The 14,813-nt window shown below is 31.5% G+C and carries 13 protein-coding genes; 4 read left to right on the top strand and 9 right to left on the bottom strand.

The features are described 5' to 3' along the window. Positions 1-203 precede the first annotated feature (203 nt). The 3 genes from rpiB to FHS04_RS03115 are packed head-to-tail and all read left to right on the top strand — an operon-like array spanning position 204 to position 2,008. Positions 204-635 (top strand): ribose 5-phosphate isomerase B, encoded by a 432-nt coding sequence (gene rpiB / locus FHS04_RS03125; protein WP_027879351.1) that lies wholly within the window; start codon positions 204-206, stop codon positions 633-635. Between the two features lie 4 nt (positions 636-639). Further along, the gene (locus FHS04_RS03120; RefSeq protein WP_106680818.1) at positions 640-1,554 is read left to right on the top strand and encodes a cation diffusion facilitator family transporter; all 915 of its coding nucleotides are present in this window, start codon (positions 640-642) and stop codon (positions 1,552-1,554) included. Positions 1,555-1,558: 4 nt separating this feature from the next. Continuing rightward, the gene (locus FHS04_RS03115; RefSeq protein WP_106680820.1) at positions 1,559-2,008 is read left to right on the top strand and encodes a GNAT family N-acetyltransferase; all 450 of its coding nucleotides are present in this window, start codon (positions 1,559-1,561) and stop codon (positions 2,006-2,008) included. A 3-nt stretch (positions 2,009-2,011) separates the two neighbouring features. On the opposite strand, the gene FHS04_RS03110 is transcribed toward FHS04_RS03115, so the two are convergent. The 8 genes from FHS04_RS03110 to FHS04_RS03075 all read right to left on the bottom strand — a co-directional run bounded on the left by FHS04_RS03110 (position 2,012) and on the right by FHS04_RS03075 (position 10,811). Beyond that, positions 2,012-2,881: an OmpA family protein gene (locus FHS04_RS03110; RefSeq protein ID WP_106680822.1), complete on the bottom strand. Its 870-nt coding sequence runs from the start codon at positions 2,879-2,881 to the stop codon at positions 2,012-2,014. Between the two features lie 44 nt (positions 2,882-2,925). Continuing rightward, positions 2,926-4,560, bottom strand: coding sequence for a S41 family peptidase (locus FHS04_RS03105; RefSeq protein ID WP_106680824.1), 1,635 nt, complete (start codon positions 4,558-4,560; stop codon positions 2,926-2,928). Then, positions 4,544-4,930 (bottom strand): ribonuclease P protein component, encoded by a 387-nt coding sequence (rnpA, locus tag FHS04_RS03100; RefSeq protein ID WP_106680826.1) that lies wholly within the window; start codon positions 4,928-4,930, stop codon positions 4,544-4,546. Before rnpA ends, FHS04_RS03105 begins: the two co-directional genes overlap by 17 nt. A 4-nt stretch (positions 4,931-4,934) precedes the next feature. After that, the gene (locus tag FHS04_RS03095; protein WP_106680828.1) at positions 4,935-5,732 is read right to left on the bottom strand and encodes a S24 family peptidase; all 798 of its coding nucleotides are present in this window, start codon (positions 5,730-5,732) and stop codon (positions 4,935-4,937) included. An 82-nt stretch (positions 5,733-5,814) separates the two neighbouring features. Then, positions 5,815-6,321 (bottom strand): hypothetical protein, encoded by a 507-nt coding sequence (locus tag FHS04_RS03090; RefSeq protein WP_106680830.1) that lies wholly within the window; start codon positions 6,319-6,321, stop codon positions 5,815-5,817. Positions 6,322-6,422: 101 nt separating this feature from the next. Then, the gene (locus tag FHS04_RS03085) at positions 6,423-8,246 is read right to left on the bottom strand and encodes a M1 family metallopeptidase (protein WP_106680834.1); all 1,824 of its coding nucleotides are present in this window, start codon (positions 8,244-8,246) and stop codon (positions 6,423-6,425) included. Between the two features lie 72 nt (positions 8,247-8,318). Continuing rightward, positions 8,319-9,932, bottom strand: a complete 1,614-nt coding sequence (locus FHS04_RS03080; protein ID WP_106680836.1) for a S8 family peptidase — start codon at positions 9,930-9,932, stop codon at positions 8,319-8,321. An 18-nt stretch (positions 9,933-9,950) separates the two neighbouring features. Continuing rightward, a complete protein-coding gene (locus tag FHS04_RS03075; RefSeq protein ID WP_106680839.1) occupies positions 9,951-10,811 on the bottom strand; it encodes an MBL fold metallo-hydrolase in 861 nt (286 codons plus the stop codon). A 215-nt stretch (positions 10,812-11,026) separates the two neighbouring features. Between FHS04_RS03075 and FHS04_RS03070 the strand changes: the two genes are divergently transcribed. After that, a complete protein-coding gene (locus FHS04_RS03070) occupies positions 11,027-12,880 on the top strand; it encodes a cation:proton antiporter (RefSeq protein WP_106680841.1) in 1,854 nt (617 codons plus the stop codon). A 55-nt stretch (positions 12,881-12,935) separates the two neighbouring features. On the opposite strand, the gene lepA is transcribed toward FHS04_RS03070, so the two are convergent. Beyond that, a complete protein-coding gene (gene lepA / locus FHS04_RS03065) occupies positions 12,936-14,732 on the bottom strand; it encodes a translation elongation factor 4 (RefSeq protein WP_027879363.1) in 1,797 nt (598 codons plus the stop codon). Between the last annotated feature and the right edge of the window lie 81 nt (positions 14,733-14,813).

The following is a 14,813-nucleotide window of genomic DNA, read 5'->3' as shown; positions in this document are numbered from 1 at the left end:
TTTACTTAATAATCCAAATAAAAGTTTTAAAAAAGAATAAGAAGATATTAACAACTAATCAATACTTAAAGTAAAGAAATTAACAATTAATAGAGTTATTAACTTTTTTAGTTATTTAAACATAAGTAACCATATAAAGATTATTAATAATGCTAAGCAATTAGTAACTTTGAGGCACTATAAACAACACAACATCAATTATTATGAAAATTTCAATAGGTAACGATCACGCTGGTACAGAATATAAATTTGCTATAAAAAAGCATTTAGAGGACAAAGGTATTACAGTTATTAATTATGGTACAGATGCATCAGATAGTGTAGATTATCCAGATTTTGTACATCCTGTAGCTAAAGATGTTACAGATGAAGCTGCAGATTTTGGTATTTTAATTTGTGGAAGTGCTAACGGTGTAGCTATGACAGCTAATAAACACCAAAAAGTAAGAGCTGGCGTATGTTGGACTAAAGAAATTACAGAACTTACCCGTTTGCATAATAATGCAAATATTATTTGTATACCTGCACGTTACACCGCTTTACAACAAGCTATTGCTATGGTAGATACATTTTTAGAGACTAAATTTGAAGGCGGAAGACACCAAAATAGAGTAGAAAAAATACCTATGTGTTAATAAGATGGGTCAGCATCATACACATAATCACAATCACGCACATGATTTAAGAGGAAAAAAACTATTAATATCTATCCTTTTAAATATTGGTATTACCGTAGCACAGATTATTGGTGGTTTTGTTTCTGGTAGTTTATCATTACTTAGTGATGCTTTACACAATTTTACAGATGTTATTTCTTTAATTGTAAGCTATTTTGCTGCAAAATTATCAAAGAAAAAAGCGTCTAATAATAAAACTTTTGGTTATAAACGTGCCGAAATTTTAGCCGCATTTATAAACGCTTCAACATTAATAGTAATTGCTATATTATTAATTATTGAAGCTGTAAAACGCTTTCAGAATCCTGAAACTATAGAGTCTAATCTTGTTATTTGGTTATCTCTTTTAGCTATCATTTTTAATGGATTAAGTGTCTTATTATTAAGAAAAGATTCTCAAACCAATATCAATATAAAATCTGCATACTTACACTTATTAACAGATATGTTAGCAAGTGTTGCAGTGTTAATTGGTGGTTTATTAATGAAGTACTACCAAATATTTTGGATAGATAGCGTATTAACATTTTTAATAGGTTTATACCTAATTTGGGTTGGTTACGCTTTGTTAAAAACCTCAACAAAAATGCTAATGTTATTTACGCCTTCGCATATAAATGTAGAAGATGTTGTAAAACGTGTTAATAGTATAAATCATATTAAAAAACTACATCATGTACATATATGGAATTTAAATGATGACGAGCTTCATTTAGAAGCACATTTAGATTTAGATAAAGATATTACAATCACGCAATTTGATGCTATTTTACAGCAAATAGAGCAGTTATTACATGACGAATTTGATATTAATCACGTTAATATCCAACCAGAATACAAAAAAGAAGATCCTAAAGATATAATTGTACAAGATTAAATTTATGCTAAATATTAAAGTAAAAACATTTAGTGAATTAACTACAAAAGAACTGTATGATTTACTACAATTACGTAGTGAAGTTTTTGTAGTAGAGCAAGATTGTGTATATCAAGATATAGATGGAAAAGATCAAAAAGCACTACATGTTTTAGGTTTTAAAGATGAAGTTTTAGTTGGTTATACAAGAATTTTTAAACCTGGAGATTATTTTGAATTAGCTAGTATTGGTAGAGTTGTAGTTAAAGAAAATGAACGTAAGCACAAGTATGGTTATGATATAATGGATGCATCTATAAAAACTATTAAAGATGTATTTAACACGACAGATATTAAAATTTCTGCACAGTGTTATTTAAAACGTTTTTATAATAATTTGCAGTTTTTTGAAGTAGGAGAGCAATATTTAGAAGATGGTATACCACATATTGCTATGATTTATGAAGATAAATAATAATTATTTTTTATCTGCAATATAGGTAATCAAGATTTCTACACGTCTATCGTATTTAGGATCACCACCAAGAGGAAATTTACGACGTAAACCGACATATTTCATGCGTTTTTTATCTACACCTTTACGTGCTAAATAATCATAAATATATTTTGCTCTAGCTACAGATAAATTACGTTTTTGTGTTCTTTTATCTACAGCATCACGACTATTTTGTGTACAACACACATGACCTTGTATAGTAAAATAGACGTTTTTCTTTGCAACTAAAATTTTAGCTAATTTTTCTAAAGTTTTTTTAGAATCTGAAGTAACATAACTGTAATTAGTTTTAAAATAAATTTTATCTAATCGTATTTTATCACCTGTTTTAATGTTGCCATTAGCTATATCTTCAGGTGTTATTTTTTTGTCTTTATTAGAAGTTTTATCAATAACTGTTTCTTCTATGTTTTGCTCTTTTGTAGCTAACTTTTTTGGTTCAACTATAATTTCTACTTTACGATTTAAACCTCTTATTTTATTTACTTCGTCTTCTTTTAAAACTTTTAATAAAATTTCGCCTTTACCATTTACATTAGTTATTAAGTTTTGATCAATACCATAATCAGCAAACATCATTTTTATAGCATCTGCTCGGTTTTGAGAAAGCTCTAAGTTATAATCATTGGTACCACGATCGTCACAAAATCCATAAATTGAAATTTTATCAATTGTAATGGTGTCTAGTGTAGAAATAAAAAGCAGAAGTCTGTTTTCTTCTGTTAAAGGAACATCATATTCGTCAGTATTAAAATACACATCATGTTTTAATTCGCTTTGCGAAAAAATAGACGTGTTTATTAACAAAAAGATGATTAAAAAGTACTTCATTTTAAATTGCTTAACCACTAAATATAATAAATTTTTACTAGATTTTAATTTAAATATCTATTGTATTTACTTGGGTTAGCCAATATTTGTGTTGCTGTTTTAATCTCTTGATTATTTACTTTGTAGTAGTCATACAGTCCTTCTCTGTATACGTAACGTTTTACAATCTCGTCAGTTAATAGATTAACTAATTGTGTTTTATTTTGGTCTACAGTTTGTGTTTTAGTTTTGTCTAAATGTTGTAATAAAGCATTGTATTCTTTTTGAATATCATCATTTAAATTTTCTGTTTTAGAGACTTCAAAAGCTTTTTTAAGTGCTTTTTCTGTTTCGGTTTCAAACTCAAAGCTAGAGTTTTTTAAATGCGTTTTAAATGCATTAAAATCTGTATCAGATAATTTAAAACTATTGATATCTTCAATTTGATGATTGTAATAATACTGTGTAGCAAAATCAAAAATGGCTTGACTGTTTAATATAGCATCTGTAATTGCAGAATTTTTTGTTGTTTCTAAAGCTTCATCAGGAAAAACACCGCCACCATCATAGACTTTACGTCCGTTTTTAGTTTTAAACTCATGATAATTTTCTTGTTTTATACGTACTGCGTTACCGTTTTCATCACGGTTCCAATAATCTAAAGATTGTATACAACGTCCTGAAGGCGTGTAGTATCTAGAAATTGTAACTTTAAGTTGTGTACCATAAGTTAGCTTTTTTGGTCGCTGTACTAAGCCTTTACCAAAACTACGTGCACCAACAATTACAGCTCTATCTAAGTCTTGTAATGCACCAGAAACAATCTCGGAAGCAGAAGCACTACGACCGTTAATTAATACTACAACAGGTATTTCTGTATCTACAGGTTCGTTTTTTGTATAATAGGTTTTATTGTATTTTTTAACCTTAGATTTTGTCGTTACTACCAATTGTCCTTTTGGTACAAATAGGTTAACAATATTTATGGCTTCGCGAAGTAATCCACCAGGATTATTACGTAAATCTAATATGATGCTTTTTGCGCCTTGTGCCTTTAAATCTTTTAAGGCATACTCGGTTTGCATAGACGCTTTTGCATTAAATTTTTGAAGCACAATGTAGCCTGTAGTTTCATTAATCATAGAAAAATGAGGTACAGCATTAATTTCTATTTCAGAACGTGTTAAGGTGGTTGTATTGGTTTTTCCTTGACGTTTATAAGTTACTTTTAATGTTGAATTTGGTGCACCTTTTAATAAGTTAGAAGCATCATCTTCATAACCATCTACTTTTATGCCGTCTACTTCTATAATTTCGTCACCTGCTTTAAGACCTGCTTTATCTGCAGGATAATCTTTATAAGGCTCTATAACTACTAATTTATCTTTTAAAGTTCTAATTTTTGCACCAACGCCTGTATAATCTCCTGTACGACGTATACGCTCTGCTTCTACATCTTGTTCGTTATAAAATTTGGTATACGGATCTAAATCATTTAGCATATTTTTAATGGCATTATCCATTAAATCTGCAGGATTAGTCTCGTCTACGTAATTCATATTAAGCTCTTTAAAAAGTGTGGTGAAAATTTCGATTTGTTTAGCTATTTCGAAAAAATCACTTTTAAAGGCGCTTCCGGTTATAAAAATAGTTAACGCAAAAACAGGAATTAAAATGCGTTTTTTAAGTATCTTTTTCATTCTTCTCTATATTAGAAACTTGGTCATTAAATTTAGTTAGTAATGCCTTCATTTTTTTGTCAATAATCTTAAAATCCGGCATTTCTTTACTAATATATAAAATCATTAGCGTGTAATGGTCTAACTTATTGTCTATTAACAGATTTTTATTAAGTCTGTAGCCTTCACGTAGCAAACGTTTTACTCGGTTACGATGTACCGCTAATTTAAAATTTCGTTTACTTACAGATACACCAACTTTTAATTGGGTTTGGTTATCTAAATAGACCATACGCAAAGGATATGCCGAAACAGATTTTCCTTCAGCAAATAATTGCTCAATTGCTTTTTGGCTTTTAAGTTTTTCGTCTTTGTTGTAAGTGTAGCGCATTAATTTAGTTTTTTAATGCTTCTTGAAGTTGTAGCAATTTACTTTCAAGATCGTGTAAACGGTCATAAACATCCATTGGTTCTGGTATTTGTTTTGATGCAAACATTGTGACGTGCCAAACTTCCATAATGTCTTCTGCATTTATGGTGTATGTTGGATAATTTCCGTTTGTGTTATCACTTTTTAAAATAAGTTGTCCTTTTTCTTCAATATTATTGATAATTCGTTTTAAAACAATACCATCATTTTTACTGACAATAACGTAAACACGACCATTTTTAATATCTTTTAAATCTTCTACATATTGACCAAAAACCAAATCGCCATCTGCAAATGTGCTAAACATAGAGTTGCCTTCTACTTCAAAACACCTGTATGTTCCATTAGTAAGTTGTGGCATATGAAACGTTGGTAAAGTTTCGATATACTCGCTATCTCCGTAACCATCTAAATATCCAGCTCTAGCTTTTACAGGAACGTAGACTACGTTTTCTTCATCATTTTGATTAACAGTAACTACTTTTGGTATTCCAGAATATGTTTGAATTTTAGCCACATCTTGCTTTAACATCACATCACTTTTACCAAAAAGATAGTCTGGATTGATGTTAAATTGATCTATAATCGCACTTAACACATCATAACCAGGTTTGGTTTTTTTACGAGTTCCATCTGGTTGAGGTCTACCATTAACAATGCTATCTATAGTTGTTCCGGTAACACCAATACGTTTTGAAAATGCATAATTATTAAGCTGAAAATGATTGATTATAGCGGTTATTTTTTGATCTATTTGCTGCATGTTTCTTAAAAGAAAGGTCTTGAAGACTTATAATTTAAGCTAAGATATGAAAATTCAAACATTTGTAGATATTGTAGTTTATCTAATCAAACAAAAACAGTAAACGTTCTTGATCGTCAGGTAAGCCAATAATATTGTTAGCATAATCGTTTTGATATGCTAAGTCTCCTTTTTTAATATAACCTTCAGCTTTTGGCATGCAAGCGCTCCAAGCACCAGAAGGTTTGCAGTCGTTAACATCTAATTTTACAATAGTATGATTATCTACAGTGATGACTACATTTTTAAAGTCTTTAGCTTTAGTTAAAGCATCTTTAATATTGTCTTTGTTTATTTTAACAACTTCGGTTGCAAGGTTTGTTGCTTTTATTTTAAACGCTTCAATTGGATTAGCAGACGTGTCTTTTTCTAAGCTTTTAATATCTTTTAGAAAAGGTAAATCTGCGTTAGTTTCAGTATTTTTTTTAGTGTTTTGTGTAGTAGTTTCTGTATGTGTTGTGGTTTCTACTGTGGTATCTACTTTTTCTTTTTGGTTGTCTTTACAACTAAAAGCTAATACTAGAATTAATACGTAGGCTAAATGTTTCATCTTTTTTCAGTTTTTTTGATAGCTTTTCAAATATAGAGTTTTAAGAATAAAAAAAGCTTCAACAATTGTTGAAGCTTTTAATTTCATTTAAATAGATAGTATTATTCTAATGTATTGTTGGTTTTATCAACATCTGCCATTAGTTGTTTTGGATCTATTGTAATGCTTTTTATGGCGCTTTTTGGCTTGTTTATACTAAAACTATAGGTTGGATATGCCCAAGCCCAATCGTTTAATATTTTTACGTTTGAAGCTAAAGGTTTTTCGCCTCTCATAATTCTTAAAGGAATATTATACCATTCAGACGTTCCGTCTGTATATTCTACTTCAATATCTAAAGGCATTGGCATTAAGCCTTTACGCTCTAAATTTACTGTTGTTATGCTATTATTTTCTTCTGTAGAAGTTACCGCATAATCAATAGTATTAGTAGTTTGTGTCCAATCTATTAAGTACCAATCTAATTCTAAACCAGACACTTTTTCGGCAGTTCTAATAATATCAATAGGTGTTGGATGTTTAAAAGCAAAATCGTCAAAGTACTTTTTAAGTGTTTTTTTAAGATTGTCTTCACCTATAATGTAACCTAATTGAGATAAAAATACAGAACCTTTATTGTAAGCTGTTATACCATAAGCCATATTAGTTTCGTAACGATCTGCATGTGTAGTTTGTGGTTTTTCTTTACCAGATTTTGCTAAATAAAAGTAACCTCTATAAGCATTTGCATTAGGAATTTCTTTCCCTTCGTTCATTACTTTATTCATCGCATGATCACTAATGTAACTTGTAAAACCTTCGTCCATCCACTCGTGTCTAGCCTCGTTTGTCGCTAATAAAAATTGAAACCAAGTATGTGCTAACTCATGCGCTGTTACACCAACTAAACTACCAAAGCTACGTTTACCTGTAATTAAAGTACACATAGCGTATTCCATACCGCCATCACCACCTTGAATAACAGAATATTGATCGTAAGGATATTTACCTACGTTTTCAGAAAAATATTGCATTAACTCAACGGTTTTAGGTTGTAAATCTTTCCAATATTTTAAGTTATCTGCTGGTAAATCTTTTTTGTAATAAAAATGAAGCATTGGACCGTTTGGAACTTGCATAGAATCATGAATATAATCCGGATCTGCAGCCCAAGTAAAGTCATGCACATTAGGCGCTAAAAATTGCATAGTTTTTTTGTTGCCTTTAATTTCAGGTTCGCCTTGTAAGTAACCAGTACCACCAACAACGTAATCTTTATCTATGGTTAAGTTAACTTCAAAATCTCCCCAAACACCATGAAACTCGCGTCCTATGTAAGGATCTGCATGCCAACCTTCAAAATCATATTCGGCTAACTTAGGATACCATTGTGTCATAGAAAGCGCAACACCTTCGGCGTTATCGCGTCCAGAACGACGAATTTGAACTGGTACTTGCGCATCAAAATCCATTGTAAATGTTACACTTTGTCCTGGTTGAATAGGTTGAGCTAACTCTACTTCTAAAACAGTACCAACCGTTTCATAATTAATTTTTTTACCGTCTTGCTTTAGGCTATTTACGTTTATATAACCAATCTCGTTAGGTTTTAATTTACTTATACGATCACCAACTCTAGAATCTGGATCTTCAATTGTGCGAGAACGCACATCCATTTCGCTACCTGGTTGAAACGCATTAAAGTATAAATGATAAAACACTTTATCTAAAACGTCTGGCGAATTATTTGTATACACTAACGTTTGTTTTCCTTGGTATTGATAGTTGTTTACATCCATATCAATATCCATTTTATAATCTACATGTTGTTGCCAATATGTAGAGTTTTTTTCAGTTGAACTTTCAGAAGTTGAAACCGCTTGTTTTGTCGAACTACAAGCAGTTAAAAAACCGAAAGCAATGGTAAGAAGTAGTAATTTTTTCATTCTTTAAAAATTTAGTTGAAATAAAAAAGCCTCAACAGTTTTGGGTTGAGGCTTTTTGTATCTTTTTATGTATTAATTAGCAACTTGAGATGCCATAATTAAAGCATTGTATGCGTTAACTATTTTTGCAGATTTACTAATATCTGATAGCGTTTTAACGTTATTAGCATCTCCACCAACAATTACCTGAGATTTTACTGGTAAACCAGAATTCATGATAATTTGTTTTACTTGAGAAGCTTTTAAGTCAGGATATTGAGACCAGATTAAAGCTGCAACACCAGCAACTGCTGGAGCAGCCATACTTGTTCCTCCTTTAGTATCATATTCATTCTCTGGAGTTGTAGAGTATACTTTTGCTCCTGGAGCAAATACATCTACATTTTTAAGACCGTAGTTAGAAAAACTAGCAATCATTTTTGTACCATAACTAGGCGCTAAAGCACCAACGCGAATGTAAGTATCTGAAATCTCTACAAAATCTACATTATCATCTGGGAAGTTTGGTTCTACATCAACATCTTTACTATCGTTACCTGCCGCATGAACAAAAATTACGTTTTTATCACTAGCGTATTTAATAGCATCTCTTACCCAATCAGAATGAGTAGAATAGCTTTTACCAAAGCTACCGTTAATAATTTTTGCACCGTTATCTACAGCATATCTAATAGCTTTAGCAATATCTTTATCATACTCGTCACCATTTGGTACTGCACGTAAAGACATGATTTTTACATTGTTTGCAACACCGTTAGCGCCTAACCCATTATTACGTTCTGCAGCGATAATACCAGCAACGTGTGTACCGTGACTTTCAGATTTAACAGAAGGCATTACGTTGTTGTTTCCGTAACCTGGTTTGTCATCAAAATCATCTGGATTATCTCCTGTTGTACGACCGTTAAAGTCTTTATTTAAGTTGTAGTTTACTTGGTCGGTAAAATACTCTACACCACCTTTTATTTGTTCTTTAGCTTCTTTCATAGACGTTAAACCATTTCCGTAAATAAAATTAGCAACACCAACAGCATCTTTTAATGCTTGGTCTTCTGTATTGATTGCTTTAACTTCTTCTGCTGTGTAATCTTCTTTACCAAAATGCTTTGTTAACACATCGTGTGCTCCAGAAACTTGAGCGTAAATTTGGTCATAACGTTGCTTACCAGAAAGAGCTTCTTGATATTTTTTGTCTAGTTCTGCAACAGCTTCAGCATATCTTGGTATGCTAGCATTACCACTAGCTGCGATACGCGTCATTTCTAATCTTTCGTTATAAGCATCACCTAAGAAATTCCATCCATGGATATCGTCTACATAGCCGTTTTTATCATCGTCAATGCCGTTTTCTGGTATTTCGTCTGTGTTTGTCCAGATTACTCCATCTAAATCTTCGTGTTCGATGTCAATTCCAGAATCGATTACAGCAACAATAATTTGTTGTCCTTTTTTTCCTTTAATAATTTCGGCGTAAGCCTTATCCACACTCATCCCAGGAATGGTGTCTTTAACTAAATCTAAATGTCCCCAATTATGTGCTTCTGCTTCTGTTAAAGGTGTTTCTTTAATTGGCGTATTGTCAATATTTTCAATTGGAGTTGAAAGGATTGGTGCATTACCACCACAGCTTGAAAGCACAACTGCTGCAAATGCAGACAGCATTAATGGCTTGTAATTAATTGTCATTGCTTTGTCTTTGTTTTGTTAATTAAATATATCGTTGCACGTGTAAGTGTCTTTTAATCGTACGCCTTTTTCGGTATGTTGTACGGTTATAATTTCGTTGTGTGCATCGTGTTCCAAAAATAAGTAATAATTATTATCTGCTGCTAGGTTTAAGAATTTTTCTTTTTCGTCTAACGTCAGTAATGGTCTTGTATCATAACCCATTACAAAAGGTAAAGGTAGATGTCCTACGGTAGGCAGTAGATCTGCCATAAAACAAATAGTTTTTCCTTTGTAATTGATCATTGGTATCATTTGCTTGTCTGTGTGTCCATCTGCAAAAAAGATGTCAAAGCCAAGTTCTGAATTTTTTAAAATATCATCTTGCGGAATACTTGTAAATTTTAAGTGACCGCTTTCTTCCATTGGCAAAATATTTTCTTTTAAAAATGAAGCAACTTCACGACGGTTAGGTTGTGTTGCCCATTTCCAATGGTCTTTATTGCTCCAAAAGTGTGCATTTTTAAAGGCTGGTTCTAATTTAGTACGGTCTTTATTGTAATTTATGCTTCCGCCACAATGGTCAAAATGAAGATGTGTCATAAATACATCTGTGACATCATCTGTAGAAAAACCTGCTGTTTTTAAAGATTTTTCTAAACTATCATCGCCCCAAAGATGGTAATAGCCATAAAACTTTTCACTTTGTTTGTTACCCATTCCTGTGTCGATTAAAATTAATCGATTACCGTCTTCAATTAATAAACAACGCGCAGCAATATCAATCATATTATTACTATCTGCAGGATTGGTTCTGGTCCATAAAGATTTTGGGACTACACCAAACATAGCACCGCCATCTAATTTAAAATTTCCAGCTTGTATTGGATATAATTTCATAAAAGAAAGATGATTTAATAAGTTGCTGCAAATTAATAATTATAGAAGAAAGCTTAAGTCTTATTAGGGAATTATTAAGAAAAATAGAATAATTAAATTATTTGTTAAATTGACTTAGAATTAGAAAATGTAATTTTTTATGTATTTGACTAAATTTGGGTTAAAATTTATAGCATAAATTTTAGAATTACTATTTTCACGCAAAACAAGTTTAAATGTTAGAATTAGCAGGAATAATCATTTTAGGAATATTAGCACAATGGGTAGCATGGAAGTTTAAAATCCCAGCGATTTTACCCTTAATTTTAATTGGATTACTGGTTGGTCCAATTGCTGCCGAATTTATAACAGACGATGGTTCTAAATGGATAGAACCTATTTGGAATGAAAGAGAAGGCTTATTTCCTGGAGAAAGTTTATTCTACTTTGTGTCCTTAGCTATTAGTATTATTTTATTTGAAGGTGGATTAACCTTAAAAATGGCTGAAATAAAAAATGTGGGTCCTGTAATTACTAAATTAATTTCTATAGGGTCTATTGTAACATTTTTTGGTGCAGGTATTGCAGCACATTATATTTTTGAATTAAGTTGGGAAATTTCTTTTCTATTTTCTGGATTAATCATAGTTACTGGTCCAACTGTAATTACACCTATTTTAAGGAATATTCCTCTAAAAAAAGATGTATCTGCTGTCTTAAAATGGGAGGGTATTTTAATAGACCCAATAGGCGCTTTAGTTGCCGTATTAGTGTTTGAATTTATTAGTGTAGATGCTGGAGGCGAGTTTACCAAAACAGCTTTAATAGAGTTTGGTAAAATTGTACTTTTTGGTGCTACATTTGGGTTTACTTTTGCACATGCTTTGAACTTTATTATTAATAAAAAATGGGTACCACATTATTTACTTAATGTATTTGCTTTAGCAGCAGTTTTGGGTGTTTTTGTACTATCAGATGCATTTGCACACGAGTCTGGATTATTAGCTGTTGTGGTTATGGGTATGGTTTTAGGTAACTCTAAATCACCATATTTAAAAGACTTATTATATTTTAAAGAATCTTTAAGTGTTTTATTGATTTCAATATTATTTATTCTTTTAGCTGCTAATATTAATTACAGCGATTTACTTTTAATCTATAACTGGAAAACCGTAATATTATTTGCAATTGTTGTGTTTGCAGTAAGGCCTATAGGTGTATTTTTAAGTACTCAAGGTTCTAAATTAAAACTTAATGAAAAACTATTTATCAGTTGGGTTGGTCCACGTGGTATTGTAGCTGCAGGTATTGCATCTCTTTTTGGTTTAAAATTAGCCCGAAATGGTGTTGCAGGAGCAGAATATATTACACCACTGGTCTTTGTAATTGTATTAGGAACAGTACTTTTAAACGCAACAACAGCGCGTTTATTTGCTAAGTTGGTTGGAGTGTTTTTAACAAAATCTGGTGGAATTTTAATCGTTGGTGCCTCAAAAGTATCTAGATTAATCGGACATTATTTAGAATCTAACGGAAGACATGTTGTACTTATTGATAGTAATCAAAACAACATAAATAAAGCTAAAGAGTTAGGCTTAGAAGCTATCAATACCGATATTTATTCTCAAACTTTAATTGATAATATCGAATTAAATGACGTTGGATATTTAATGGCTTTAACAGGAAATAGCGACATAAATAAATACGCCATTAACAAATTTGGAAAGCAATTTGGAGAAAACGGCGCCTTTAGATTAGTGTCTTCTTCTGAAATGGTAGATAAAAATAATAACCCAAAAGAAGGTTTATTTTCTCATACTGATGATTTTAATTCTTTATCTGAAGTGACCAGAAAATACCCTAGCATTCAAGAAATTGAAATAATAGATAAAGAACATTTAGACGACTTAATTAAGACAACTAATAATGATAAGGACATTATTCCTTTATTTATTAAAGATAATGAAGGCGAGCTACATATTATTTCATCTTACAATACCGAAATTACAGATGTCGAAAAAGGCTATCATTTAGTCTATCTAGGAAAACCTTTAGATGTCGAAAAAGTAGAAACAGTACAAAGCTCTTAAAAACAAAAAACCTTCAGTTAATACTGAAGGTTTTTTATATGTATAAGGTTTAAGTTTAATCATTTAGTTTTAAAACCGCCATAAATGCTTGTTGAGGTATTTCTACATTACCGACTTGACGCATACGTTTTTTACCTTTTTTCTGCTTTTCTAAAAGTTTTCGCTTACGCGAAATATCTCCACCGTAACATTTCGCTGTTACATCTTTACGTAACGCTTTAATAGTTTCTCTAGCAATAATTTTTGCTCCAATAGCAGCCTGAATTGGAATATCAAACTGTTGACGTGGTATTAATTCTTTTAGCTTTTCACACATCTTTTTACCAATATGATAAGCATTATCTGCATGTATTAAAGCCGAAAGCGCATCTACATTTTGTGCGTTAAGTAATATATCTACACGTACTAATTTTGAAGCACGCATACCAATTGGATGGTAATCAAATGAGGCATAACCCTTAGAAACGGTTTTTAAACGATCGTAGAAGTCAAAAACAATTTCGGCTAATGGCATATCAAAACTAAGCTCAACACGCTCGGTAGTTAAGTAAGTTTGATTGGTAATTTGTCCACGTTTTTCAATACATAAACTCATTACATTACCAACAAAGTCTGCTTTTGTAATAATTGTAGCTTTAATGTATGGTTCTTCAACACGATTTAAAGTTGAAGGTTCTGGTAAATCTGATGGGTTATTAACAATAATAATTTCATCTGGATTTTTATTTGTAAACGCATGATAACTAACGTTTGGTACGGTTGTAATAACAGTCATGTTAAACTCACGTTCCAGACGTTCTTGGATAATTTCCATGTGTAACATTCCTAAAAATCCACAACGGAAACCAAACCCTAATGCAGCCGAGCTTTCTGGTTGAAATACTAATGATGCATCGTTAAGCTGCAGTTTTTCCATAGAGGCACGAAGCTCTTCATAATCTTCAGTATCTACAGGATAAATACCTGCAAATACCATTGGTTTTACGTCCTCAAAACCGCCAATTGCATTTTTAGTTGGGTTAGCAGCATCGGTAATGGTATCTCCTACTTTTACTTCTTTAGCTTCTTTAATACCGGTAATGACGTAACCAACATCTCCAGCTTTTATTTCTTTTTTTGGTAATTGTTTTAGCTTTAATGTACCAACCTCATCAGCACCATAAGTTTTTCCTGTAGCGATAAACTTAATTTGTTGGTTCTTTTTAATAGAACCATTAATAACTCTAAAGTAAGTTTCTACACCTCTAAAAGGGTTGTAAACCGAGTCAAAAATTAAGGCTTGTAAAGGTTCATCTTCGTTACCTTTTGGTGCAGGAATACGCTCTATAATTGCTTTTAAAATATTGTCTACACCAAAACCTGTTTTTCCGCTAGCGTGAATTACTTCTTCTGGGTCACAACCTAATAAATCTACAATATCATCGGTAACCTCTTCTGGATTAGCACTTGGTAGATCTACTTTATTTAAAACAGGAATAATTTCTAAGTCATTTTCTAACGCTAAGTATAGGTTAGAAATAGTTTGTGCTTGTATACTTTGTGCTGCGTCTACGATTAGTAAAGCACCTTCGCAAGCAGCGATAGAACGAGAAACTTCATAAGAAAAATCTACGTGACCAGGAGTATCAATAAGGTTAAGTACATAATGTTCACCTTCATGAATAAAATCCATTTGAATGGCGTGAGATTTTATTGTAATACCACGTTCACGTTCTAAATCCATGCTATCCAAAAGCTGATCTTGTTTTTCGCGTTCGGTAACAGAACCAGTGTAATCAAGTAACCTATCTGCAAGTGTACTTTTACCGTGATCAATATGTGCAATAATGCAAAAGTTTCTAATGTTCTTCATAGTCCAAATATCTTCATTAAAAAAGATGTTGCAAATATAATGTAATTATTAAGGATTTAAATATATTTATTAATAAGGTAA

The organism is Mesoflavibacter zeaxanthinifaciens subsp. sabulilitoris (assembly GCF_014191595.1).
GTDB classification, from domain to species: Bacteria; Bacteroidota; Bacteroidia; order Flavobacteriales; family Flavobacteriaceae; genus Mesoflavibacter; species Mesoflavibacter zeaxanthinifaciens.
This window is presented reverse-complemented; position numbering and strand designations above follow the sequence as displayed.

Bases quoted from the DNA above. Each gene is read 5' to 3' on its own strand.
- FHS04_RS03085 (WP_106680834.1), bottom strand. From the start codon at position 8,246: ATGAAAAAATTACTACTTCTTACCATTGCTTTCGGTTTTTTAACTGCT.
- rnpA (WP_106680826.1), bottom strand. From the start codon at position 4,930: ATGCGCTACACTTACAACAAAGACGAAAAACTTAAAAGCCAAAAAGCA.
- FHS04_RS03070 (WP_106680841.1), top strand. From the start codon at position 11,027: ATGTTAGAATTAGCAGGAATAATCATTTTAGGAATATTAGCACAATGG.
- FHS04_RS03095 (WP_106680828.1), bottom strand. From the start codon at position 5,732: ATGCAGCAAATAGATCAAAAAATAACCGCTATAATCAATCATTTTCAG.
- FHS04_RS03105 (WP_106680824.1), bottom strand. From the start codon at position 4,560: ATGAAAAAGATACTTAAAAAACGCATTTTAATTCCTGTTTTTGCGTTA.
- FHS04_RS03110 (WP_106680822.1), bottom strand. From the start codon at position 2,881: ATGAAGTACTTTTTAATCATCTTTTTGTTAATAAACACGTCTATTTTT.
- FHS04_RS03120 (WP_106680818.1), top strand. From the start codon at position 640: ATGGGTCAGCATCATACACATAATCACAATCACGCACATGATTTAAGA.
- lepA (WP_027879363.1), bottom strand. From the start codon at position 14,732: ATGAAGAACATTAGAAACTTTTGCATTATTGCACATATTGATCACGGT.
- FHS04_RS03115 (WP_106680820.1), top strand. From the start codon at position 1,559: ATGCTAAATATTAAAGTAAAAACATTTAGTGAATTAACTACAAAAGAA.
- FHS04_RS03075 (WP_106680839.1), bottom strand. From the start codon at position 10,811: ATGAAATTATATCCAATACAAGCTGGAAATTTTAAATTAGATGGCGGT.
- FHS04_RS03090 (WP_106680830.1), bottom strand. From the start codon at position 6,321: ATGAAACATTTAGCCTACGTATTAATTCTAGTATTAGCTTTTAGTTGT.
- rpiB (WP_027879351.1), top strand. From the start codon at position 204: ATGAAAATTTCAATAGGTAACGATCACGCTGGTACAGAATATAAATTT.
- FHS04_RS03080 (WP_106680836.1), bottom strand. From the start codon at position 9,932: ATGACAATTAATTACAAGCCATTAATGCTGTCTGCATTTGCAGCAGTT.